The organism is Lysobacter sp. Soil_N_51, assembly GCF_057655755.1.
Map to the genome: position 1 here is coordinate 199,430 of NZ_JBDGLR010000004.1, position 21,518 is coordinate 220,947.

General features: G+C 66.6%; 22 protein-coding genes. 5 read left to right on the forward strand and 17 right to left on the reverse strand.

Annotation, left to right across the window (positions count from 1 at the left end; genetic code table 11):
• The 3 genes from AC3A4T_RS08605 (at position 1) to AC3A4T_RS08615 (ending at position 1,947) form a co-directional block, all read left to right on the forward strand.
• Entirely contained in the window at positions 1-594 is a 594-nt protein-coding gene (locus AC3A4T_RS08605; protein WP_487675004.1) for a hypothetical protein, read from the forward strand.
• A gap of 215 nt (positions 595-809) precedes the next feature.
• Positions 810-1,589, forward strand: a complete 780-nt coding sequence (locus tag AC3A4T_RS08610; RefSeq protein ID WP_487675005.1) for an NAD kinase — start codon at positions 810-812, stop codon at positions 1,587-1,589.
• Positions 1,590-1,596: 7 nt separating this feature from the next.
• Positions 1,597-1,947 (forward strand): hypothetical protein, encoded by a 351-nt coding sequence (locus AC3A4T_RS08615; protein WP_487675006.1) that lies wholly within the window; start codon positions 1,597-1,599, stop codon positions 1,945-1,947.
• Between the two features lie 159 nt (positions 1,948-2,106).
• Here AC3A4T_RS08615 and AC3A4T_RS08620 read toward each other — a convergent pair whose 3' ends face one another.
• The gene (locus AC3A4T_RS08620) at positions 2,107-3,483 is read right to left on the reverse strand and encodes an amino acid permease (protein WP_487675007.1); all 1,377 of its coding nucleotides are present in this window, start codon (positions 3,481-3,483) and stop codon (positions 2,107-2,109) included.
• A gap of 249 nt (positions 3,484-3,732) precedes the next feature.
• Here AC3A4T_RS08620 and AC3A4T_RS08625 point away from each other — a divergent pair, with 249 nt between their 5' ends.
• Positions 3,733-4,653 (forward strand): 5'-nucleotidase, encoded by a 921-nt coding sequence (locus AC3A4T_RS08625; RefSeq protein WP_487675008.1) that lies wholly within the window; start codon positions 3,733-3,735, stop codon positions 4,651-4,653.
• Positions 4,654-5,113: 460 nt separating this feature from the next.
• On the opposite strand, the gene AC3A4T_RS08630 is transcribed toward AC3A4T_RS08625, so the two are convergent.
• The 5 genes from AC3A4T_RS08630 to AC3A4T_RS08650 form a co-directional block, all read right to left on the reverse strand.
• A complete protein-coding gene (locus AC3A4T_RS08630) occupies positions 5,114-5,503 on the reverse strand; it encodes a lysozyme inhibitor LprI family protein (protein WP_036104107.1) in 390 nt (129 codons plus the stop codon).
• Positions 5,504-5,699: 196 nt separating this feature from the next.
• On the reverse strand, positions 5,700-6,251 hold the full coding sequence (locus AC3A4T_RS08635) for a DUF2939 domain-containing protein (protein ID WP_487675009.1): 552 nt from the start codon (positions 6,249-6,251) through the stop codon (positions 5,700-5,702).
• 240 nt (positions 6,252-6,491) lie between these two features.
• The gene (locus tag AC3A4T_RS08640; protein ID WP_487675010.1) at positions 6,492-7,667 is read right to left on the reverse strand and encodes a DUF4785 domain-containing protein; all 1,176 of its coding nucleotides are present in this window, start codon (positions 7,665-7,667) and stop codon (positions 6,492-6,494) included.
• An 11-nt stretch (positions 7,668-7,678) separates the two neighbouring features.
• Positions 7,679-8,527 carry an alpha/beta hydrolase family protein gene (locus tag AC3A4T_RS08645; RefSeq protein ID WP_487675192.1) on the reverse strand — a complete coding sequence of 283 codons (849 nt, stop codon included), beginning with the start codon at positions 8,525-8,527 and terminating at the stop codon, positions 7,679-7,681.
• A 432-nt stretch (positions 8,528-8,959) separates the two neighbouring features.
• Complete coding sequence (locus AC3A4T_RS08650; RefSeq protein WP_487675011.1) at positions 8,960-10,117, reverse strand: MFS transporter; 1,158 nt, start codon at positions 10,115-10,117, stop codon at positions 8,960-8,962.
• 527 nt (positions 10,118-10,644) lie between these two features.
• Between AC3A4T_RS08650 and AC3A4T_RS08655 the strand changes: the two genes are divergently transcribed.
• Entirely contained in the window at positions 10,645-10,863 is a 219-nt protein-coding gene (locus tag AC3A4T_RS08655; RefSeq protein ID WP_487675012.1) for a hypothetical protein, read from the forward strand.
• Positions 10,864-10,986: 123 nt separating this feature from the next.
• Here the strand turns inward: AC3A4T_RS08655 and AC3A4T_RS08660 are convergent, their stop codons facing one another.
• From AC3A4T_RS08660 to AC3A4T_RS08710, 11 genes are all read right to left on the reverse strand, one after another.
• Positions 10,987-11,673, reverse strand: coding sequence for a DUF2461 domain-containing protein (locus AC3A4T_RS08660; RefSeq protein WP_215494495.1), 687 nt, complete (start codon positions 11,671-11,673; stop codon positions 10,987-10,989).
• Positions 11,674-11,863: 190 nt separating this feature from the next.
• A complete protein-coding gene (gene sbcB / locus AC3A4T_RS08665) occupies positions 11,864-13,315 on the reverse strand; it encodes an exodeoxyribonuclease I (protein ID WP_487675013.1) in 1,452 nt (483 codons plus the stop codon).
• 13 nt (positions 13,316-13,328) lie between these two features.
• On the reverse strand, positions 13,329-14,699 hold the full coding sequence (locus tag AC3A4T_RS08670; protein ID WP_487675014.1) for an FAD-dependent oxidoreductase: 1,371 nt from the start codon (positions 14,697-14,699) through the stop codon (positions 13,329-13,331).
• A 98-nt stretch (positions 14,700-14,797) separates the two neighbouring features.
• Positions 14,798-15,094: a GIY-YIG nuclease family protein gene (locus tag AC3A4T_RS08675; protein WP_487675015.1), complete on the reverse strand. Its 297-nt coding sequence runs from the start codon at positions 15,092-15,094 to the stop codon at positions 14,798-14,800.
• Positions 15,095-15,177: 83 nt separating this feature from the next.
• A complete protein-coding gene (kynU, locus tag AC3A4T_RS08680; RefSeq protein WP_487675016.1) occupies positions 15,178-16,464 on the reverse strand; it encodes a kynureninase in 1,287 nt (428 codons plus the stop codon).
• A gap of 92 nt (positions 16,465-16,556) precedes the next feature.
• Positions 16,557-17,567, reverse strand: a complete 1,011-nt coding sequence (locus AC3A4T_RS08685; RefSeq protein WP_487675017.1) for an amidohydrolase family protein — start codon at positions 17,565-17,567, stop codon at positions 16,557-16,559.
• 7 nt (positions 17,568-17,574) lie between these two features.
• The gene (locus tag AC3A4T_RS08690; protein ID WP_487675018.1) at positions 17,575-18,105 is read right to left on the reverse strand and encodes a 3-hydroxyanthranilate 3,4-dioxygenase; all 531 of its coding nucleotides are present in this window, start codon (positions 18,103-18,105) and stop codon (positions 17,575-17,577) included.
• 4 nt (positions 18,106-18,109) lie between these two features.
• A complete protein-coding gene (locus tag AC3A4T_RS08695; RefSeq protein WP_487675019.1) occupies positions 18,110-18,562 on the reverse strand; it encodes a RidA family protein in 453 nt (150 codons plus the stop codon).
• Entirely contained in the window at positions 18,559-19,287 is a 729-nt protein-coding gene (can, locus tag AC3A4T_RS08700) for a carbonate dehydratase (RefSeq protein WP_487675020.1), read from the reverse strand. The genes AC3A4T_RS08695 and can overlap by 4 nt, the downstream gene beginning before the upstream one ends.
• A 7-nt stretch (positions 19,288-19,294) precedes the next feature.
• Positions 19,295-20,722 (reverse strand): aldehyde dehydrogenase, encoded by a 1,428-nt coding sequence (locus AC3A4T_RS08705; RefSeq protein WP_487675021.1) that lies wholly within the window; start codon positions 20,720-20,722, stop codon positions 19,295-19,297.
• Between the two features lie 127 nt (positions 20,723-20,849).
• Positions 20,850-21,500 (reverse strand): hypothetical protein, encoded by a 651-nt coding sequence (locus tag AC3A4T_RS08710; RefSeq protein WP_487675022.1) that lies wholly within the window; start codon positions 21,498-21,500, stop codon positions 20,850-20,852.
• Positions 21,501-21,518: the final 18 nt, after the last annotated feature.

The window sequence follows — 21,518 nt, forward strand, 5'->3', positions numbered from 1 at the left end:
ATGGCCAGATCCGACGATTCCGCGCCGACCGTGTCGGCGCTGATCGCGCAAGCCGACGCATTGGCCCGCGTCAGCGTGCTGCTCAAACGCGATGGCGAGCGATTCGCCGCATGGTGGGGCGGCCCCGGCGTGGTCACCGCGCCCGATGCGAATCACCGCCACTGGCTCAGCATCGACTGCCGGTTCCTGCCCGAAGGCCTCGGCCCGGACAGCGGCGTGCTGAGCATCTACACCGACGAAGAAGACTGCGAATCGGGATTCGCCGTGCACGACCCGCAGGCGCGCTTGCCGCGGGCCGATTCCGCGGTCGAGGGCGAGCCGCTGTACGCCCATTCGTCGCGTTCGCTGCCGCCGCCGGATGCGTTCGACGACGGTCACGACGACGCCTATCTCAAACACTGGCAAACCCATTGCCCGATGTACGCCGACGACATCGTCGCCGTGCTCGGCGGCTGGCACTTCCCGTGGCCCGACGGCGACTGGGAGCAGAACCGCGAACGCGCGTTGCTGGCCTGGACCCTGGACGAATCCGAACCCTGGGTCGAAGTCTGGGGCGGCGGCGCGGCGTTTCGGGTGATGCAGCGGGTGACGTGAAGCACGTTTTGCTTTTGTTTGTAGCCCTCTCCCGTCTGCGGGAGAGGGTTGGGTGAGGGCACGCCATGCTGCATATCGTGCGTCTTCGCTCACTTTCGCGCGCCCTCATCCGCCCTTCGGGCACCTTCTCCCGCGGGGCGGGAGAAGGGGGGGCTTTGCCAAGGGTTCTTTTATGGCCCACGGGTTATGCTGATCCCATCCTCCCGGAGCCGCCGATGACCGCGACGCCACGCATCGCCTTCCTCGCCAGTCACACCGACGAAGCGCAACGCGCCTTGAGCGCGCTGATCGCCCAGCACGAACAGCACGAACCCAACGACGCCGACGTGCTGGTCGCGCTCGGCGGCGACGGCTTCATGCTGCAGACCCTGCATCGCCACGGCGCGCTCGGCAAACCGGTGTACGGCATGAAGCTGGGCACGGTCGGTTTCCTCATGAATCAATACGCCGACGGCGCCGGCGATCTGTTCGAACGCCTCGCCGCGGCCGAACCTGCGGTGCTGCGTCCGCTGGAAATGGTCGCCCAAACCGAATCGGGCGCGACCTTCGGTTCGCTGGCCTATAACGAAGTCTCGTTGCTGCGCCAGACCCGTCAGGCCGCGCACGTGCGCATCGACCTCAATGGCCAGACCCGGCTCGACGAACTGATCTGCGACGGCGTGCTGGTCGCGACCGCGGCCGGCAGCACCGCCTACAACTTCTCCGCGCACGGGCCGATCCTGCCGCTGGGTTCGGCGGTGATCGCCTTGACCCCGATCGCCGCGTTCCGTCCGCGGCGCTGGCGCGGCGCCTTGCTCAAGGCCGACACCGAAGTGCGCTTTCGCGTGCTCGATCCCTACAAGCGCCCGGTCAGCGCCACCGCCGACTCGCACGAAGTGCGCGACGTGGTCGAAGTCATGATCCGCGAATCGCGCGACCGCACGGTCACCTTGCTGTTCGATCCGGAGCACAACCTGGAAGAGCGGATGCTGATCGAGCAGTTCACCAGCGGTTGATGCGCCGATGAGCGGATACGAAGTCCTGATTGCCGCCGACCACGCCGAGCGGGTTCTGTCCGGGTTGCCGGAGTTGGGCTGGCGCCTGACCGACGCCGCCGGGCGGATCAGCGGCATTGACGGCGAGGGCGACGTGCAGGTGCTGGCCTCGGCCGATCAGGCGCGGCCGTTTCTCGATGACGGCGGCCTGTTGATCTGGCACGACGGGCAAGGCGGGCAGACCCTGGGCGTCGGGTTCTACTGGCGCCAGCCGGGCTCGCTCAAGTTGCAGCTGGACGGACTGGACTCGGCGCAGCGCAAGCAGCTGCTCGCCGGGTTGGAGCGCCTGTTGGCCGGGGATGGCTCGGCGGCCGATTGAGGCATCACCGCGCCAGTCGTCGATGGGCGGAGCAGTGAATGCTTGGCGCCTGACTTAAGAACTTACATTAAGTTTGTAAGTCGATAAAATTCAAGCAATTACGCTTCATATGTGAAGTCGTTTAACTGATCGGATCGCAGGCGCGAAGGTAGAGCAACCTCAACCCCGTGCCCGCATCCGCCGTGCGATCTCGCTGATCCCGGCGATACATAGGGTCAGCACCACGGTCGACAGCAACTGGGTCCGCGAACCCTCGGTAACCAGCGCCAGCACGAACACCATGCCGAGAATGGCCAGGCCCAGCCAGGTCACGTACGGGAATGCCCACATCTTGAACGGCAGCACGACCCCGGCGCGGTCGGCGCGGCGGCGCAGGATCAGCTGCGCGACCAGCGACAAGGTCCACACCAGCAAACAGGTCGAACCGACCACGTTGAGCAGCGCCGGCAGCACCTTGTCCGGATACAGCAATTCCAGGCCGGTGGCGATGAAGCCGAACGCCACGCTCGCCAGCACCGCGATCACCGGCACCCGGTTGCCGGTCAGGCGCGCGAGCCCGCGCGGCGCTTCGCCGCGTTCGGCCAGCGAATAGATCATTCGCGAGGCGCCGTACAGATTGGCGTTGAGCGCAGACAGCAGGGCGACCACCGCGACCAAGGTGATGGCCGTGCCCGCGCCCGGAATCCGCGCCGCGTCCAGCACCGCCGCGAACGGCGATTTCAGCGCCTCGCTGGTCCACGGCACCACCGCGATGATCACCGCCAGCGAGCCGATGTAGAACACCAGGATGCGCCAGGCGACGGTGCGGATCGCCTGGGTGATGCTGCGTTCGGGGTCCTGGGTTTCGGCCGCGGCGACCGCGACGATCTCGGTGCCGCCGAACGCGAACACCACCAGCAGCAAGGCCGCGCCGATGCCGCCCCAGCCCTTGGGCGCGAAGCCGCCGTGCTCGGTGAAATTGCCCAGGCCCGGCGAGGGCACGTCGGGCAGCAGCCCCAGCAGCAGCGCCGCGCCGATCGCGATGAAGGCCAGGATCGCCACGACTTTAAGGATCGCGAACCAGAATTCGAATTCGCCGAAATGGCGCACGCCGAGCAGATTGATCGCGGTGAACACGCTCATGAACACCAGCGAGGTGGTCGCCACCGACAACGACGGCCACACCGTCGCCAACAGGCCGGCGGCGCCGACCGATTCGGCCGCGATCACGATCACCAGCTGCGCCCACCACAGCCAGCCCAGGGTGGCGCCGGCGGTCGGTCCCATCGCATCGGCGGCGTAGACCGAGAACGCGCCGCTGGTGGGCCGCAGCGCGGCCATTTCGCCGAGCGCGCGCATCACGATGATGACCAGCACGCCGGCGATCAGATACGACAGCAGTACTGCCGGCCCGGCGGTCTGCACGCCCAGGCCCGAGCCGAGGAACAAGCCGGCGCCGATCGCGCTGCCCAGGCCCATCATCACCAGCTGGCGCGATTTCAGGGCATGGCCGAGCTTGGAGGCGTCGGCGGCGGGAGCGGCGGGGCTGGGCGACATGGGCGGTTCCGGGCCAGGAGGCGGTGCGGAACCATAGCAGGACCTAGAAACGAGTGGAGAGGAGTGAGGAGTGAGTAGTGAGTAGCGACGGGCTCTAACTCGTTCCTCACTCCTCTTCACTCGCTCCTGGCACCACCGGCTCACGCGATTTCAGGCATGACCGAGTTTCGAGGGTTCCACGCAGGCCGAGTGCCAACGGCTCTTACTCGTTCCTCACTCCTCTCCACTCACTCCTGTTCTAATAGCCACATGCCCGACCGTGATGCCGACCCCCTGATCGTCGCGATTTCCTCGCGAACCCTGTTCGACATGGAAGAGAGCCATTCGCTGTTCGAACGCGAGGGCATCGACGCCTATGCCGATTTCCAGCGCGAGCACGAGGACGATGTGCTGCGCCCGGGCATCGCGTTCCCGCTGGTGCGCAAGCTGCTCGCGCTCAACGCGGGCGCGCCGGCCGAGGCGCCGCGGGTCGAGGTGATCCTGATCTCGCGCAATTCGGCCGACAGCGGCCTGCGCATCTTCAATTCGATCGCCCATCACGGCCTGTCGATCAAGCGCGCGGCGTTCAGCAACGGCGCGCCGCCGTTTCCCTACATCCGCCCGTTCGGCGCCGACCTGTTCCTGTCGGCCAACGCCGAGGACGTCAGCGCCGCGCTGGCGGCCGGAGTCGCCGCGGCGACTCTGCTGCCGGCGATCCCGCCGTCGCGGCTGGCGCCGCATCTGCGTCCGGATCAACTGCGCATCGCCTTCGATGGCGACGCGGTGATCTTCGACGACGAAGGCGAGCGGGTCTCGCGCGAGGGCGGCCTGGCCGCATTCGCCGAACACGAGCGCAGCCATGCCGGCGAACCGCTGTCGGGCGGGCCGTTCCGCGGCTTCCTGGACGCCTTGCATCGCCTGCAGAAAGCGTTCCCGGTCGGCCAGGACGCGCCGATCCGCACCGCGCTGGTGACCGCGCGCTCGGTGCCGGCGCACGAGCGGGTGATCCGCACCCTGCGCGAGTGGGGCATCCGCCTGGACGAAGCGCTGTTCCTCGGCGGGCGTTCCAAGGGCCCGTTCCTGGAAGCGTTCGGTGCCGATATCTTCTTCGATGATTCCGAGCACAACATTTTGTCGGCGCGCGATCACGTTGCGGCGGGGCATGTGCCGCATGGGGTTGCGAATCGCTGAGGGGTGGGTGTATTTGAGTTCGGTTGACGGCGGTTGCGATCGGCGGCCGGCGTTGAACGATGGGCGATGAACGATCGAGTTCGAGGCAAACCCCGTCAGACCGGTTCCCCCTACTTGCAAAGGGGCAAAAGCGCGTACTCGGGTTGCATGGCGCGGCGGTTGCGTTCGCGGTAATCGATGGGGCGCGGTCGCGGCTCGCGCCGCTCCTACAGGGGGATACGAAACCTCGATCACGCCCTGTAGGAGCGGCGCGAGCCGCGACCGCGACACCTCGCTTGCCGACGCAATCGACGCGAGGCGCGCCGCCGGCCACCACCATCGGCCCAAATAAAAACGGCAGGCCGTTTCCGACCCGCCGTTATGCATTCGCGAAACCGCCGAACGCGCTCAATCCATCGCGTCGGTCGACATCACCATCGCCTCGATCGATACGAACACGAACGAAGCGCTCGCGACCCGATCAGTTCCAGGACTTCTTGCCGATCATCTCGTCGCGGCAGGTGCCGGCCTTGCACTCGCGGGCGCGGTCGCGCAGGTACTCGGTGCGCTCGCGGTTGACCCGGTAGTTGCAGTCCACGTTGATGCTGCCCGAGGACTCACAGGTGGCGTCGCGGTACTTGATCCAGTCCAACTGGGTCGCCTTGAGCTTCTGGTTCGCGGCTTCCTTGGCCACCGCGCGCAGATCCTTGTAGGCGGTGTTGAGCTCCTTGTCCGACTCCAGGAACAGCTTGGCAAAGCAGTAGGTCTTGTCGTAGCTGGTGCGGTACTTGTCGCACTCGCCCTGGGCGTTGGCGGCGAAAGAGGCGAGGCCGAGCAGGCCGAGTGCCGCGGCGCAGAAGATGGTTTTCATGGCGTTCCTGTCCAAAGGGGTACTGAGGTGGCGATCGATACGGGACTAGCCTGTCCCAGCCCGCCGCGGTGAACCGAAGCGGGCCCGCGCGAAGTATGCACGCTGTCGCAATATCCAAGCCAGCGCGAGCGGGGTGATGCCATGGTCGGACTCTAGGCACTCTCGTGGCGACCGCCAGATCCGGGCTCGGCCAGATTCAGGGCAGCAGCTTGTCCATCGGCAAACGCACGTCGGTGACCTGCCAGTTCAGGCCCTTGCGGGTCAGCACGAACACCACCGGATCGCCGTCGGCGTTGTTGACCGTGGCGGTGAAGCGCGATGGCGATTCATAGCGGTACTGCAGGTCCTTGAGCGGCTCGGCCGGCGCCACCGGTTCGTAGACGTCGCGGCGGGCGGCGCTGCCGTCGAAGCGCTTGAATACCTTGCGGCCTTCGAGCACCGCGCCGATGCCCATCGGCGTGGCGATCGCATCGACCGCGGTGCCGGCCAGACCGCTGGCCACGCTCAGGCCCAGCGCGCCGAACAGGCTGGACTGCACCTGCGGACCGGCGCGGCGGACGATGTAGTCCTCGACCTGAGCCTTCAGGCTGAGCCGGATCGCGGCGAAGTCGACGTGCTTGGACAGCTCGCCGGTGTTGCCTTCCTTGACCGCGGTGCGGATCGCATGGACGGTGAGGAACGGGCCTGCGGCGACATAGCCGAGCAGCAGGGCCAGGACGAGGACGAGCAGGGCGATCCATTTCTTCATCGAAGGCAGTCCGGGTTGCGGATGGCCAGAGTAGCGCCGCTGGGGTTACCAGGGCTTAAGAGGTGAGCACGGAACGTCCCTTGCTTACACCGGTGCCATGCCGGAGTCCTTCTCCCGCTTGCGAGAGAAGGTGCCCGAAGGGCGGATGAGGGCGCGCGAGAAGCTTGATGCGTGGCGTGCGATTCTGCGTGCCCTCACCCCAACCCCTCTCCCGCAAAGCGGGAGAGGGGCTTGGTTGAATCACCGCGCGATCCGCGCCACCCGCTGCCGGCGCTCCACCGGCGCCAACCGGCTCTGATCGTTGAGCTCGACATCGCGCAATTCGTACGGCGCGCCATAGCCCTTAGCCAATTGCGAACGGTCGAACGCGAGTTCGATCCGACCCGCGCCGCCATCCAGCCAGCGGGCGCTGTGCGCGATCGCGACCGGACGCAGTACGCGGCCGGGACCGGTGGCGTACAAGGTGCCGCGCACTTCGTAACGGCCCGGCGAAGCCGCGCGCAAGGGCAGGTCGAAACTCAGCTTGGCCGCGTCGAAACGATAGCCGCCATCCAGTTTGGCGGTCGGCTGCGCCACCGCGATCGCGGTACGCGCGTCGCGCTGGATCTCGCCGTCGCCGGCGAATACCTGCACTTCCCACAGGCCCGGCGGCTGCTCGCCGGCATCGGTCGGCAAGGTCACCGACGCGCGCAACCTGCCATCGCCTCCGTCCTTCAGGCTCAACGGCCAGCTGCGACCCGACGGCGCGACCAGCAAGGCGCCGCCCTGGGCCTTGAGCCGGGTATCGCCGCGTTGCAGGTCGACCACCACTTCGCGGCTGCTACCGGCCAGGCCATGGTCGTGACTCAACGCCGCGAGCAGACGCACCTCGCTGCGCGGTTCGAACACGTGCACCACGTAGCGGCCGCGCGCCTGCGCGACCTGCACCGCGTAATGCCCGGCGCCGGCATCGTCGGCCAACTGCACCGCGGCGGTGCCTTCGCCGACCGCCAGCCCGGCGGACTGCAACTGCGCCGCGTCGGTGCGCTTGGCCGCGCTGACCGTGCGACCGGCGCGGCTGATCCGCACCGAATCGGCCGAAACCTTGGCCGCGCCGGTGACCGGGCTGACCCGGATCAACGCGCCCGGCGCGCTGGTGGCGATATCGAGCCCGCGTTGCAGCGCGGCGCCGTCGGTTTCCTGCCAGTACTCGCGGCTTTCGATCACCGCCGGTTTCGCGTCGCTGGTCAGCGCGGCGTTGGGATCGAGCGCCCAGGAAAACTGCACCGGCGCGCGTTCGGCCGCGTTCTTCGGCGCGGCCAGCACCGCCAGACGTTGCGGCACTTGATCGGATGTCGTCGCCGGCAGCATCGGCGCATCGGCTGCATGTGCATTCGACAGCGCGGCGAGCAAAGCGAGGGTCAAAAGGGTTCGCATGGTCGTCGGCCTCATGGGGTCATGTCGCTGCGCAGGATGGTGTTGAGGTTGAAGCAGGCGCGCCGGCTCTGGTTGTGGCTGAGCGGTTCGGCGCCGGCGGTGCGCTGCTTGTCCTGAAACCACACGCTGCCCGCGGCCGACTGGCTGGAGCAGTTCAGAAAGCCGTCGGAACAGCTGTTCAACCAGTTCTGGGTGGTTTCCAGGCCGACGTTCTCGGGATAGCCGCCGCAGTAGCTGTCGCTGTCGAACGGCGAGGAATCCACGTCGGTGCCGACCACGCTGCGGAAGGTTTTCGGCAACGCGGGACGACCGGAGGTGCCGTACAGATTGTTGGCGTTGTAGGTCGCCATCCAGCTGACCTGCTGCATCTTGACCGCGTCGGACTTGTAGCCCAGCAACCAGCCCACCGCCTGTTCGAAGCCGTTGCCGTTCATCGCCGCATCGGCCAGCGGCGTGCCGGCCGAGGACGGCGCGATCGCGTTGACCCGCACGATCTTGCTGATGATGTTCGGATAGCGGCTGTCGTAGGTCGGGTTCGACATGATCCAGCGCATCACGTTGCCGCCGTTGGAATGGGTGATCACGATCAGTTGGGTGATGCCCTTGGCGCTGATGAAACTGGTCAGCTGTTGGGCGAGGCAACCGGCGGCGCGGCTGTCCCACATGTACTGCTCGAAATCGCAGTTGATGACGACGTAATTGGACGGATTGGCCAGTCCGCCGCGCACGCTGTCGACCATCGCCGGTTGCCAGTAGTCCTGATACGCGTTGCTCTGATTGCCGGTGCCGTGCACGAAGGCGACGCCGGTGGCGGCGTTCGCGGCCAAGGGCGCGGCGATCAACGATGCGGCCGCCAACATCGCCGCGGCCAAGGGCCGCCGCGCGATTGAAAACTTATCCATGAATCCTCCCCGATTGCCGAGAACGTCCTGCGCCGGCGTCGTGCCCGCATGCCCCCGGTCGTTGGCCGCGGCGTCCCTGCGCGGCGGTCGACCGAGCATACGTAGCCGAATGTTGCTGTCATGCGGCAATGCGCCATGCAATCGAAGCAAAGCGTGACCGCGGGTCGATCGCGAAACGACGGTGCGCACAGTTGCGGAAAACGCCAGCGCAAGTGGGCGCCGGGGACCATCGCAACACGCCAGGTCAGCGCGATCGCCGACAAGGCGTGTGCGGCGTGATTTGTCCGATGGCATTGCTGGCGCAGTCGCGGTACAGAAGCCGCAGGGAGCGATGCGGAAACTGGTTGGACGATGAGGCGGATCAGCGTTCGCTGTAGCGGGATGCTTATCTCAGGCAGGCACCGGCCGCGCAAATCGCTGCGTGGCCAGATGCACGCACAGCGCGATCAACGCACAAGCCGCACCAGCCACGAACGCCGCGGCACCGCCGCCGTGTTGCCAGGCGAATGCCGCCATGCCGGCGCCGAGCACACCGCCGATGCCGCCGCTGAAGCCGTACAGCATGCCTTGCGCGGAGGCCATGTCGCGCCGCGCCGGGAACAGCTCGGCCATGCGCCGCATGCAGCCGGCGTGGAAGGCCGCGAAGCTCAGCGCATGTCCGGTCTGGGCCAACGCCATCCAGGCGAAGGAGTCGGCGAAGAACGCCACCAGGGTCCAGCGCAACGCGGTCGCGATCAGACAGGCGGCCATCAGCTTGTGCGCGCCGAAACGCTGCACCAGTCGCGGCGCCTGCCAGAACATCGCGATCTCGCAGATCACCCCGATCGCCCACAGCAGCCCGACCGCGAAACCGTCGTGGCCGTGCGCCTGCAGTTGCAGGGTGTAGAACACATAGAACGGGCCGAAACCCAGTTGCATCAGCAGCGCGGTGCATAGCAGGCGGCGCGTGCCGGGGCGTCGCCACAGGCGTTCGCGCGCCACGCCCGGATCGATCGCCGGCGAGGGCGGATCGGCGCGGTGCAGCCATGCGGCCGCGGCGGTCAAGGCCAGCCATGGCAGGGTGAGCCAGACGAAGGCATCGTTGCCGAGCCGGTCGAGCAGCCAGCCGTAGCTCGCCGCGACCAGCAGGAAACCGACCGAGCCCCACATGCGGATCTTGCCGTAGTCGTGATTGCGCGTGCCCAGCGCGTTCAAGGTCATGGCCTCGAACTGCGGCATCACCGCGTTGAAGAACAGCGCGAACACGCCCATGACCACGAACAGCATCAGGCCGTGGTCGAAGCGGGTGAAACCGGCGAACACCGCCAGCGCCAGGGTGCAGCCGGCGACCAGCCAATGCCCCGGCGCGGGACTGCGCGCGACCTGCCGCGCCCAGGTCGGCGGCGCCAGGATGCGGCCGCCGTACCACAGCGCCAGCATCGCCCCGACCGCATAACCGCCGTGGCCGTTGGCGCTGACCCAGCGGCCGATGTACGGGGTGTAGGCGCCTAGTGCGCCGTAGTAGCCCAGGTAGAACAGCGCGTAGCGGCGGAATTCTGCGGGAGGCAAGCGCGGCTCGCGGCGGTGTGGGGTTGAGCGGTCACGATACCGGAAGCATGGGGTTTGTCGGGAACGATTTGCGGCGCGTTTGCGTGGGTTTATTGCTGGTATCGCGGGTAGAGCCAAGCAACTGCAAAAGCAAAAGCGAATCCCCCGCGCTGCGGAACGCTTCAGCTTCGTGCTCGCGCCGGGCGCTTGCCCCCTTTTACAAAGTGGGCGATGGGATTCGCGTGCGATTGCATGACTCAGTGATTCGCTCGGCCGTGCATCGTCATGATCAATGCATCTCGCACAGGCAGATCGGGGCGACGTTTTCTCATGCCAGCAGAACGTCGCCCCGATCTACCGCCACGAAGGCCTTTGCTGTTCCCCCCTTTGGAAAAGGGGGGCAGGGGGGATTCGCTTTTAGCCCCGGAACCCAATCGTCAACAGCGCCCCGCGAACACCATCCCGCGTCCCGGCAACCACCCCGACACCGCACTGCTAGCATCGGCCCGCCGGCAACCCAGCCGGCATCCACAGCAAGGAGCTGAGATATGCGAAGCAAGAAGCTGCTGTTCGGCCTGGGACTGGCCTTGATCGCGATCGTCACCACCGCTTCGGCCAATATCATCCGGGTCGAGATCGGCGAACGTCATACCTATTACCGCAACGGCGCCGAAGTAGGCTGGGCGCAGCGCGATTGCGACGGCTTTTTCAACAGCGAAGGCGAGTTCGGCGATTCGGTCCACGTGACCTATCTCAACTGCCCGTAGTCGCAAGCGTTGTCGCGGATCGGCGGCGGAGACCCCGCCGCCGATTCGCAGCGGGCCTGCGAGATCGACCGCATGCAGTTCTGCGCGACGGTCGTGCGCCGCGGTCGGTGCTGGAATCGGACTTCAGAACTCCAGATCCAACGCCGCGCACAAGTAGTCGGTAAACGGCGCCAGCCCTGCCAGATCTTTCTCCAGCGTCTTGAGCAACCGCGGCCCAGTCATGGTCTCGTCGTCGATCGACCGCAACGCCACGAAGTTCTTGCGTCGCAAATCCTCGGCGAATTCGAACTCGGCCGGGAAACCGCGCGGCGCGCGGGTCAGCATCTCGCTGTCGTCGAGGTCGTAGCGCTTACGGAACTTGGGATCGTGCGCGGCCGCCTTCCAACTTCCCGGGTTGTCGAGCACGAAGTGGCGGATCTTGCGCAACGAATCGGGCTCGGGATGCCACACGCCCGAAGCGATGAAGCATTCGCCGCCCTGCAGGTGGATGTAGAACGACGGCGCCTCGACCTGACGCTTGCGCTCATGAAACAGGCGCGCACCCTGCCAACTCTTGTACGGCGCCTTATCGTTGGCGAAACGGGTGTCGCGATGGATGCGGAACAGCGAACCGCCGACGTTCTTGGGCTCGCTGCGGTAATGCGGGCTGATCTCGGCCAGCGCCGGCTGCAGATCGGTCAACAAACGCAGGAACGGGCCACGCACATGGCTCTCGTAGGCGGCCTTGTGCTCGTGGAACCATTCGCGATTGTTGTTGCGCGCCAGCGAACGCAGGAACTTGAAGCTGGCATCGGAGAAGTATCGGCTCATGCGGCAGTCTCGAAAGCTCGGAGCGAAAGGTCGGGCGAACGATGGCGTGCGGCGTCCAGGTCATCGGCCTGTGTCGCGGCGGGTCCGCGGCGGATTCGTTCGATCCCCACAAAATAGCGATGGATACGCAAAATCCAAGAGACGCCGAGCCGAATCGCGGCCTTGCGCGCGCACACGCAGCCGCCGCGGTTCACCCTGAAGCGTTCAGATCGCGCTCGATCGCGCCGGCCCAGTCTTCAAGCCGATCGAGCAGAGCCTGTTTGGCCCCGTCTTCACCGACCATCGCGCGGGCTTGCTGCAACTCGATCGCGAAGCGCTCGAAGTTGAATTCCGACAGGCCCGAGTCGTCGACCAGGCGATGACGACGGTAGGCGTCCCAACGCTCGCGCTCGGCCGCGCTGAGGGTCTGCGGCCAGTTGCGCGCGCGGTAGCGGAACAGCAATTCGGGCAGGCGCGTGTCGCGGAATTCGAACGCGGCCTGGGCCAGCGCTTCGGGCGCGGTGGTGCGCACGTTGCGGAACAAGCGCTTGTCGCCGTCGCCGATGAAAGCGTCGTACAGCGAAGCGTCGACGTCGGAAGGATCGCGCGCGCGATCGTTCGCATACACCCGCCGGACTTTTTCGACCAGTTCCGGCCCGGCCTCGCGGACCTGCGCAGCATGGCGTTCGACCTGGGCCGGATCGATCTGCAGGCGCTCGAAATCGGCCGGTCGCAGATGATTCCAGGCGATCAAGGCCGGGCAGCGATTCAGATGCACTTCTTTGAGCGCGATGCGTTCCTCGCCTTCGGGCAGGTCGGCGGTCGGCGTGTACAGGCGGTCGGCGATTTCGTCGGGCGCCAGGCGCAGCAGCGCGGCCGGGTCCTGGGCCAGATCGAACACCAGCACGCGGTTGTCGATGCGCGGATGGCGGGCCAGCGGGATCACCGGCGCTGCGCACATGCGCGCGGCCGGATAGCGCTGCGACACATGCAGGGCCGGGGTCATCGCGATCACGTCGAGCAGCGAGCCGGCGAAGCGCTTGTCGCGCAGACGCAGCGCGTATTCCCACAACTTGGGCTGGGCGGTCTTGAACTTGCGGGCGATGCCGATCAGCGCGCGCACGTCCGACAGTGCCTCGTGAGCGTCGCCTTCGCGCACCCCATTGGCCTCGGCGAGGTGTTCGAGCTTGAACGAGGTCGCGCCGTCCTCGCGCTTGGGCCAGACGACGCCGTCGGGTCGCAGCGCATGCGCCAGCCGCAGCACGTCGAGCAGGTCCCAGCGCGAATTGCCGCCGCGCCACTCGCGTTCGTACGGATCGTAGAAATTGCGGAACAGCCCGTAACGCACGAACTCGTCGTCGAAACGTAGCGAGTTATAGCCGGCGCTGCAGGTTTCCGGCCGCGCCATTTCGTCGAAGATCAGCGCGAAGATCTCGGCTTCGCTGACACCGTCGCGCAGCGCGTCCTGCGGCGCGATCCCGGTGATGACGGTGGCGATCGGCGAGGGCAGCAGGTCGTCGGCGGGTTTGACGAACACGCTGATCGGGGTGTCGATCTGGTTAAGGTCGGCGTCGGTGCGGATCGCCGCGAACTGGGCGATGCGGGTGGTGCGCGGATCGGAGCCGTAGGTCTCCAGATCGTAGAACAGGAAGCTGGCGGGCATGGTCAGTCGGCGCTCATTCGTCCGTGGGCAGGGGCGACAGGCGTTCGTGCACCAGCGCGTCGACGCGGTCCCAGTCGAGCGTGTCCAAGCGGTCGTGGCCGGCGGTCAGTTCGACCAGCAACTCGCGCTGGCGCTGGCCGCGTTCGAACGCGACCTCGTACGGCATGCGGTGGAAGGTCACCATCGCGTAACGCGGCATGAAACGTTCCGGATGGCGCTGGGCCAGTTCGTGCTCCAGCGCGCGCTGCAGCAGGTAATCGTCGTTGTCGACGCGGTCGCGCATTTCCAGATAGTTCTCCAGCGCCATCGCCTGGATCGCGCGCGCGCTCGGCAGGCGCTGCTCTTGGAACGCCGCGAAAGCCGCGGCGCGATCGTCGTCGGCGAGCAGGCGCTCGGCCAGGGCGACGCAATCTTCGAACGCGCAGTTCATGCCCTGGCCGTGGAACGGCACCATCGCGTGCGCGGCGTCGCCGAGCAGCACCGCGCGATCGTCCAGATGCCAGCGGTCCAGGTACAAGGTCGCCAACAGGCCGGCCGGGTTGTGTTCGAAATCGTGTTCGAGGTTCGGAATCAGCGGCAGCGCATCGGCGAAGTCGCGTTCGAACAATGCGCGCGCGTCTGCGCCGTCGCGGATGGTCTGGAAACTCGGATCGCCTTCGTTGGGCAGGAACAAGGTGACGGTGAAGGTGCGTTCGTCGTTCGGCAGCGCGATGCACATGTAGCGGCCGCGCGGCCAGATATGCAGGGCATTGGGTTCGATGCTGAAACCGCCGTCGGGCGAGGGCGGGATTTCCAGTTCCTTGTAGGAATGGCCGAGGAACTCGGTGCGCTCGCCCAGATCGGCGGCCTGCTTCATCGCCCCACGCAGCGCCGAGCCCGCGCCGTCGGCGCCGACCAGGCTGTCGAAGACGATTTCGTGCGAAGCGCCGTCGCGATCGTCGACGAAGCGGGCGATGCGCCGGTCGAAATCGACCTCGCTCAGGCCACGATGGAAATGCAGCCTGGCCCCGGCGTCTTCGGCGATCTGCAGCAGGATCAGGTTCAATTCGCCGCGATGCACCGACCAGATGACCTCGCTGTCGTCGCGGCCGTAGCGCTGCAGATCGGTGCGTCCGTCGAGAAAATGCACCATGCGCCCGCGCATCATCACCGCCTGCGCCATCACCGCCTCGTCCGCGCCGGCCAGACGCAGCGCATGCCGGCCGCGCTCGGCCAGGGCAAGATTGATCGAACGCCCGCCCTGGTAGCCCTGCAGGCGCGGATCGCCGCGTTTCTCGTACACGTCCACCTGCCAGCCGCGCCGCGCGAGCAGGGTGGCGAGCAAGGCGCCGGCGAGGCCCGCGCCGATGAGGGTGATGTGTTTGGGGTGGGTGGGTGCGTTCAAGGAGCGTGAGCCTTCAGGCGAGTACCGATGATGTTCCAGCAAAGGGGCGAAACTCCAAGACCGTCATTCCCGCGAACGCGGGAATCCAGCGACTTCCGTCACGGCGCCAGCAAGCCAGGCCACAGGTCGAGCCAATACGGATTGCTTGTTTCGATCAGATCGACTTTCCACTCTCGTCGCCATTTCTTTATCTGCTTCTCACGAGTGATGGCGCTTGCGAATGTTTCGTGCAATTCGAACCAGACCAGTTGATGTACGTCGTAGCGTTGGGCGAATCCCTGGGTGACGTGTTCCCGATGCTGCCATGCGCGTTGCACTAAGTCACCCGTGACGCCGATATACAAGGTGCCGTTGCGGCTGCTGGCCATGAGGTAAACGGCGGGTTGTTTGTTCATGCCTCGTCCTTGAGGGCTAAAGTCGCTGGATTCCCGCGTTCGCGGGAATGACGGTCTTGGAGTTACGCGTTTATGGCTGAAGCTTAGGCCCCCCTCCAACCCTCAACCGCCGCCACAAACCGCGACACGTCCCCGTGCGTGTTATAGAGCGGCGCCGGCGAAATCCGGATCACGTCCGGTTCGCGCCAGTCGCCCAGCACGCCGTTGCGTGCCAGGTAGTCGAACAGATCGCGGCCCGCGGCGCGGCCGCTCAGCCCGCGACCGCCGATCACCCGCAACGACAGCTGGCAACCGCGCTGAGCCGGATCGGTCGGAGTCACGATGTCGAGGGTGTCGGCCAGACGCGCGCGGATCAGCGTGTCCAGGTAACCGGTCAGGCGCAGGGATTTTTCGCGCAGGGCGCGCATGCCGACGCGGTCGAACAGGTCCAGCGAGGCGCGCAGCGGCGCCAGGCCGAGGATCGGCGGGTTGCTCAGCTGCCAGCCTTCCGCGCCCGGGGTCGGCACGAACTGCGGGCCCATGCGGAACCGGGTCGTTGCTTCGTGCCCCCACCAACCGGCAAAACGCGGCAACTCGCTGCGCGCGTGACGCTCGTGGACGAAGCAGCCGGCGACCGCGCCGGGACCGGAGTTCAGATATTTGTAATGGCACCACACCGCGAAATCGACGCCGCTGTCATGCAGGCCCAGCTCCAGATTGCCCACGCCGTGCGCGAGATCGAAGCCGCACACCGCGCCCTGCGCATGCGCCAGCCGCACGATCGCGTCGAGGTCGAAGGCCTGGCCGCTGCGGTATTGCACGCCCGGCCACAGCACCAGCGCCAGACGCGGCCCGTGTTCGGCGATCGCGCGCTCGATGCTCGCCATCGAAATCAGCCCGCCGGGCTCATCGGGCTCGATCTCGATCAGATCGGTGTCGGGATCGAAGCCATGGAAGGCGATCTGCGAGGCCACCGCATAACGGTCGGACGGAAACGAGCCGGCCTCGATCAGGATCGCCGGACGTTCGCGGGTGGGGCGGTAGAAGCTGACCATCATCAGGTGCAGATTCGCGGTCAGCGAGTTCATCGCGATCACTTCGCTCGGCAGCGCGCCGACCAGCCGCGCCAGCGGTTCGCGCACCAGTTCGTGGTACGACATCCATTGCGCCTGGCCGGTGAAATGGCCTTCGACCGCTTCCATCGCCCACTTGTCCAGCACCTCCTCGACGCGGGCGCGCGCACCGCGCGGTTGCAGGCCGAGCGAATTGCCGACGAAGTAAGCTTGCTCCTCATCCGCGTGACGCGGGATCAGGAATTCCGCGCGCAGGGTCGGCAAGGGATCGGCCGCGTCGAGGGCGGCGGCGTGGGCGGGTGAGTGCGGTTCGGTCATGAGGTCAGGGCAGGTTCGCTGCGCGGGCGTACGAGTGAAGTGAGAGAGGCCACGCATCGGTGGCGCTGATGCGATGGCCGGCGTCGGCGCCGTCAATCGAACCGTGCTTTCGACAGACCGAGCCATTCCAGCGCGGTGCCGTGGTACAGCCGCGTCTGATCGGTCTCGTCCAGATTCAGCGAGGCGATGCCGGCGCCGGGCGATTGTTCGCCGAGCGGGAACGGATAGTCGGTGCCGAGCATCACCCGCGACACGCCGCAGGTGTCGAGCAGGTATTGCAGCGCGCGCGGATCGGCGACCCACGAGTCGAAATACAGCTGCGAGAGATAATCGCGCGGATTACGCGGGTTGTCGGTGGCGACCAGGTCCGGGCGCATGTTGAAGCCGTGTTCGATCCGGCCGATGGTGTAGGGGAAGCTGCCGCCGCCGTGGGCCAGGCAGATCTTCAACTTCGGCAGGCGTTCTAGCACGCCGCCGAACACCAGGCAGCAGGCCGCGCGCGATTGCTCGGCGGGCATGCCGACCAGCCAAGGCAGCCAATACTTCGGCATGCTCGGCGTTCCCATCATGTCCCAGGGATGGACCAGGATCGCCGCGCCCAGATCGGCGGCGGCTTCGAAGAATTCGAACAATTCGGGCGCGTCGAGATTCCAGTCGTTGACGTGGCTGCCGATCTGGCAGCCCTGCAGACCGAGTTGGTCCATGCAGCGTTCGAGTTCCTGCACCGCCAGACGCGGCGATTGCAGCGGTACCGTGCCGATGCCGGCGTAATGGCGCGGATGCTCGCGGCAGGTCGCGGCCATGTGGTCGTTGAGCGATTGATGCAGGTCCAGCGCCTGGTTGGCCTTGGCCCAGTAACTGAACATCACCGGCACGGTGCTGATCACCTGCACCTGCACGCCGAAGCGCGCGTAATCGTCGACGCGTTCCTGCGGGTCCCAGGTCTTGGACCAGATCTCGCGGAAGAACTTGCCGTCCTTGTAGATGCGATGGCGGCCGTCGTCGGTGTGGTGGATCACCGGGAAACGGTCGTCGCCGTACTTGCGCGCCAGGTCGGGCCAGTCGCGCGGCAGGTAATGGGCGTGGGTGTCGATCTTGAGCATCGCGGTCTCAGGTGTCGGGCATCACGTAGCGGCCCGGCGCCGGGTTCAGATGGCCGCAGTTACCGCAGGTCCGATGCTCGCGCGAGGAATAGAAGCGTTCGAATACCGGCGGGAAATCGGTCTCGATATTGTGCAGGTGGAAATATTCTTCGTAGATCTTGTGGTTGCATTGTTCGCAGAACCACATCAGGCCGTCGTCTTCGTGCGCCAGGCGCTTGCGCTCGATCACCAGCCCGACCGAGTCGGGCATGCGCTGCGGCGAATGCGGCACCCGCGGCGGCAGCAGGAAGATTTCGCCGGCGCGGATCGGGATGTCGCGCACGGCACCGTCTTCCTGGATGCGCAGCACCATCTCGCCTTCGAGCTGGTAGAACCACTCCGGGCCTTCGTCCCAGTGGTAATCGGTGCGCTGGTTCGGCCCGCCGACCACCATGACGATGAAGTCGCCGACGTAGATCACCTTGTTGCCGACTGGCGGCTTGAGCAGGTGGCGGTGTTCGTCGATCCAGGCGGCGAGGTTGAGCGGTGCGGGAAGCATGCGGTTACTCCGTTGCCGCGCCGCGCAGGCGCGCGATGCATTTGAGTTCGATCGCGATCGGGGTCGGCAGGGCAGTGATACCCAGGGTGGTCCGGCACGGGGCGCGGTCGATATCGGGGAAATACTCCGCCCACACCGCGTTGTAGACCGTGAAGTCGCGGGCCATGTCGGTCAGGTACACGGTCACGTCGACCAGATCGTCCCAGCCCGCGCCGCTGGCTTCGAGCACCGCGCGCACGTTGGCGAACACCGCGCGGCATTGCAGTTCGATGTCGTAGGCGATCAGCCGGCCCTGCGCGTCGTGGACATTGCCGACGATTGCGTTGCTGGCCGCGTCGCGCGGCCCGATCCCGGACAGGAACAACAGCTCGCCGACCCGGCGCGCATGCGGGTACGAGCCGACCGGCTTGGGCGCGCCGTCGGCGTGGACGCTGCCGTTGCCGTGCGAATCGCTCATCGCGGCGATCCGCCGTGGGTGGCGTGTACCGTGGCGATCGCGCGGGCGTAGGCCGACTGCAGGGCGTCGAACGAATCCACGTCCATGCCGGTGTTGTGGACCCGGCCGTTGCGCAGGCTGTAGACCCAGCCATGCACGCTGAGCGGCTGTCCGCGGCTCCAGGCGTCGCGCACGATCGTGGTCATGCACACGTTCTGCACCTGCTCGATCGCGTTGAGTTCGCACAGGCGATCGTGGCGCTCGCTTTGGTGGACGTGGGCGATGCAGTCGGCGTGCTTGTCGGCGACGTCGCCGACATGGCGGATCCAGTTGTCGGCCAGGCCCACGCGCAACCCGTGCAACGCCGCATGCACGCCGCCGCAGCCGTAATGGCCGACCACGATGATGTGCTTGACCTTGAGCACGTCGACCGCGAACTGGATCACCGACAGGCAGTTGAGGTCGGTGTGGACCACGACGTTGGCGATGTTGCGATGGACGAACACCTCGCCCGGGGCCATGTCGATGATCTGGTTGGCCGGCACGCGCGAATCCGAGCAGCCGATCCACAGGTATTCGGGCGCCTGTTGTTGCGACAGGCGATTGAAGAAGTCCGGGTCTTCGGCGTTGACCCGCTCGGACCACTCGCGGTTGCGTTCGAGCAGTTCGTCCAAGGTGATCGAAGCGGCGGTGTTGACCGCGCCGGTCAGGTCGGAACTGTCGGAATTTGAATCCTTGGTACTCATGCAGCACTCATCCCAGATGAAGGCCGACGTTCTTGGCGTCGGTGAAGAAACGCATCGCCTCGGCGCCGCCTTCGCGGCCGAGGCCGGACGCGCCGGTGCCGCCGAACGGCGTGCGCAGGTCGCGTTGCAGCCAGGTGTTGATCCAGACCATGCCGACGTTGAGCCGCGCGGCGAGGCGGTGGGCGCGATTGAGATCGCGGGTCCACAGCGACGCGCACAGGCCGTAGTCGCTGGCATTGGCCAGGGCCAGCGCGTGTTCGTCGTCGTCGAAGGCCTGCAGAGTCGCCACCGGACCGAAGATTTCCTCGCGATTGCTCGCGCAGTCGGGACCCAGGCCCTCGATCAGAGTCGGCGCGACGTACCAACCGGGACGGTCCAGCGCCGCGCCACCGCACAGGATCCGGCCGTCCTCGTCGCGGGCGCGGTTCAAGGCCGCGACGACTTTGTCGTAATGCGCCTGCGACACCAGTGGGCCGAGCGCGGCGGTTTCATCGGACGGTTCGCCGATCTTCAATGCCTCGACGCGTTCGACGAGCGCATCGCGGACCTCGTCGTAGATCGAACGCTCGATCAAAATGCGCGAGCCGCACAGGCAGATCTGCCCGGAGTTCTGGAACGCCGAGCGCACCAGGGTGTCCAGGTTCGCGCGCCAGTCGCTGTCGGCGAAGATCAGGCTCGGGTTCTTGCCGCCCAGCTCCAGCGAGACCTTGCGCAGCAGCGGTGCGGCGATCGCGGCGATGCGGCGGCCGACCGCGGTGCTGCCGGTGAACGAGACCGCGCGCACGGCCGCATGGCCGATCAGCGGCTCGCCGACCTCCGGCCCCAGCCCGTGCACGATATTCAGCACACCGCGCGGGAAACCGATCTGCGCGGCCAGTTCGCCGAGCATGCTGGCGCTGGCCGGGGTGATTTCAGACGGTTTAGCGACCACGGTGTTGCCGGCCGCGAGCGCGGGCGCGATCTTCCAGGTGAACAGGTACAGCGGCAGGTTCCACGGCGAGATCGCCGCGACCACGCCCAGCGGCGCGCGCAGGGTGTAGTTGAGCCCGGCCTGGCCGTGGTGGGATTCGCTGGCGAACTGGGTCGCGGCCTGGGCGAAGAACCGCAGATTGGCCACGGCGCGCGGGATTTCGGCGTTGCGGGCCAGCGCGATCGGCTTGCCGCCGTCGCGCGATTCGGCCTGGGCGAAGGCTTCCAGATTCGCTTCCAGCGCATTGGCCAGCGTGTCCAGCCAGTGCGCGCGTTCGCTGTTGGGCAGGCCCGACCAGGCGGGGAACGCGGCCTGCGCGGCGGCCACGGCAGCCTCGATATCGGCCGCGTCGCCGCGGGCGACCTGGGCATACGCCTGCGCATTGGCCGGATCGTGGACGTCGAGCCAACGGCCGCCGACCGCATCGCTCGCCTGACCGTCGATCCAGTGCCGGAATTTCTGCATGCGCCAAGCTTAACGCGTGGCGGCGGCAGCGCCCATAGCGCGGTTGGGCGACGTTGGCGATGCAGGGCGCATGCGGAAGGTGAACGGCGTCCGGGAAGGTGGATTTGCCGTGGTTATGGCTGAACCTTCAATTCGAGCGTGCGGGCGGCCACCACCGTCGGCGCAAGTCGCGGCGAGCCCGTGCGTACTCGATCAGCCGTCGCCGCCGCTCTTGGCCGAACGGCTGCATATACGCTCCGCCACTGTCGCCGCCATACCAGATCTCGCAGCCGGGGATGTGCGCTTCCAGCCAATCGGCCACGGCGGCGTACAGCTCGGGATCGCCGCGCTCGTGACCCTCGCGGTAGTAACGCCCGAACATAGGGACCTCAAGCAGGCACTCGCCGGGGTCGGCGTCGATATCCGAACCGAGTTGTTCGTAAAGTGATCCCGGCGGCGGATCGTTATCCTCGCGGTACAGTGTCAGCGTGGGCTCGATTGCCCTGCGGCGATCGCTCGGTCGGTCGCCGATTTCCTGCACCATCAGCTCGTGGAGTTCACGCTTGTACTCGGGTTCGTCGAAGCCGCAGTGCAGCCAAGCGCTGTGAAAGGGATGAGAACGGAAGCGCGCGTCCCACTCGACGGTAGCCTGGCACTCGGCGACGTTCGACATCCACTCGATCATGAAATTATCCGTACCGATATCGCGGCACAGACCTGCCGAGAGCGCGTCGAGCCAATCCTCGGTGACCCGCGACGCAGAGACGCGCCGCACCAGCAAGACCGCATTGACGCCCATGCGCGTTCAGTTCGAAGG

Coding starts and splice junctions, on each gene's coding strand:
- AC3A4T_RS08605 (WP_487675004.1), top strand. CDS start 1: ATGGCCAGATCCGACGATTCCGCGCCGACCGTGTCGGCGCTGATCGCG.
- AC3A4T_RS08610 (WP_487675005.1), top strand. CDS start 810: ATGACCGCGACGCCACGCATCGCCTTCCTCGCCAGTCACACCGACGAA.
- AC3A4T_RS08615 (WP_487675006.1), top strand. CDS start 1,597: ATGAGCGGATACGAAGTCCTGATTGCCGCCGACCACGCCGAGCGGGTT.
- AC3A4T_RS08620 (WP_487675007.1), bottom strand. CDS start 3,483: ATGTCGCCCAGCCCCGCCGCTCCCGCCGCCGACGCCTCCAAGCTCGGC.
- AC3A4T_RS08625 (WP_487675008.1), top strand. CDS start 3,733: ATGCCCGACCGTGATGCCGACCCCCTGATCGTCGCGATTTCCTCGCGA.
- AC3A4T_RS08630 (WP_036104107.1), bottom strand. CDS start 5,503: ATGAAAACCATCTTCTGCGCCGCGGCACTCGGCCTGCTCGGCCTCGCC.
- AC3A4T_RS08635 (WP_487675009.1), bottom strand. CDS start 6,251: ATGAAGAAATGGATCGCCCTGCTCGTCCTCGTCCTGGCCCTGCTGCTC.
- AC3A4T_RS08640 (WP_487675010.1), bottom strand. CDS start 7,667: ATGCGAACCCTTTTGACCCTCGCTTTGCTCGCCGCGCTGTCGAATGCA.
- AC3A4T_RS08645 (WP_487675192.1), bottom strand. CDS start 8,527: ATGTTGGCGGCCGCATCGTTGATCGCCGCGCCCTTGGCCGCGAACGCC.
- AC3A4T_RS08655 (WP_487675012.1), top strand. CDS start 10,645: ATGCGAAGCAAGAAGCTGCTGTTCGGCCTGGGACTGGCCTTGATCGCG.
- AC3A4T_RS08660 (WP_215494495.1), bottom strand. CDS start 11,673: ATGAGCCGATACTTCTCCGATGCCAGCTTCAAGTTCCTGCGTTCGCTG.
- sbcB (WP_487675013.1), bottom strand. CDS start 13,315: ATGCCCGCCAGCTTCCTGTTCTACGATCTGGAGACCTACGGCTCCGAT.
- AC3A4T_RS08675 (WP_487675015.1), bottom strand. CDS start 15,094: ATGAACAAACAACCCGCCGTTTACCTCATGGCCAGCAGCCGCAACGGC.
- kynU (WP_487675016.1), bottom strand. CDS start 16,464: ATGACCGAACCGCACTCACCCGCCCACGCCGCCGCCCTCGACGCGGCC.
- AC3A4T_RS08685 (WP_487675017.1), bottom strand. CDS start 17,567: ATGCTCAAGATCGACACCCACGCCCATTACCTGCCGCGCGACTGGCCC.
- AC3A4T_RS08690 (WP_487675018.1), bottom strand. CDS start 18,105: ATGCTTCCCGCACCGCTCAACCTCGCCGCCTGGATCGACGAACACCGC.
- AC3A4T_RS08695 (WP_487675019.1), bottom strand. CDS start 18,562: ATGAGCGATTCGCACGGCAACGGCAGCGTCCACGCCGACGGCGCGCCC.
- can (WP_487675020.1), bottom strand. CDS start 19,287: ATGAGTACCAAGGATTCAAATTCCGACAGTTCCGACCTGACCGGCGCG.
- AC3A4T_RS08705 (WP_487675021.1), bottom strand. CDS start 20,722: ATGCAGAAATTCCGGCACTGGATCGACGGTCAGGCGAGCGATGCGGTC.
- AC3A4T_RS08710 (WP_487675022.1), bottom strand. CDS start 21,500: ATGGGCGTCAATGCGGTCTTGCTGGTGCGGCGCGTCTCTGCGTCGCGG.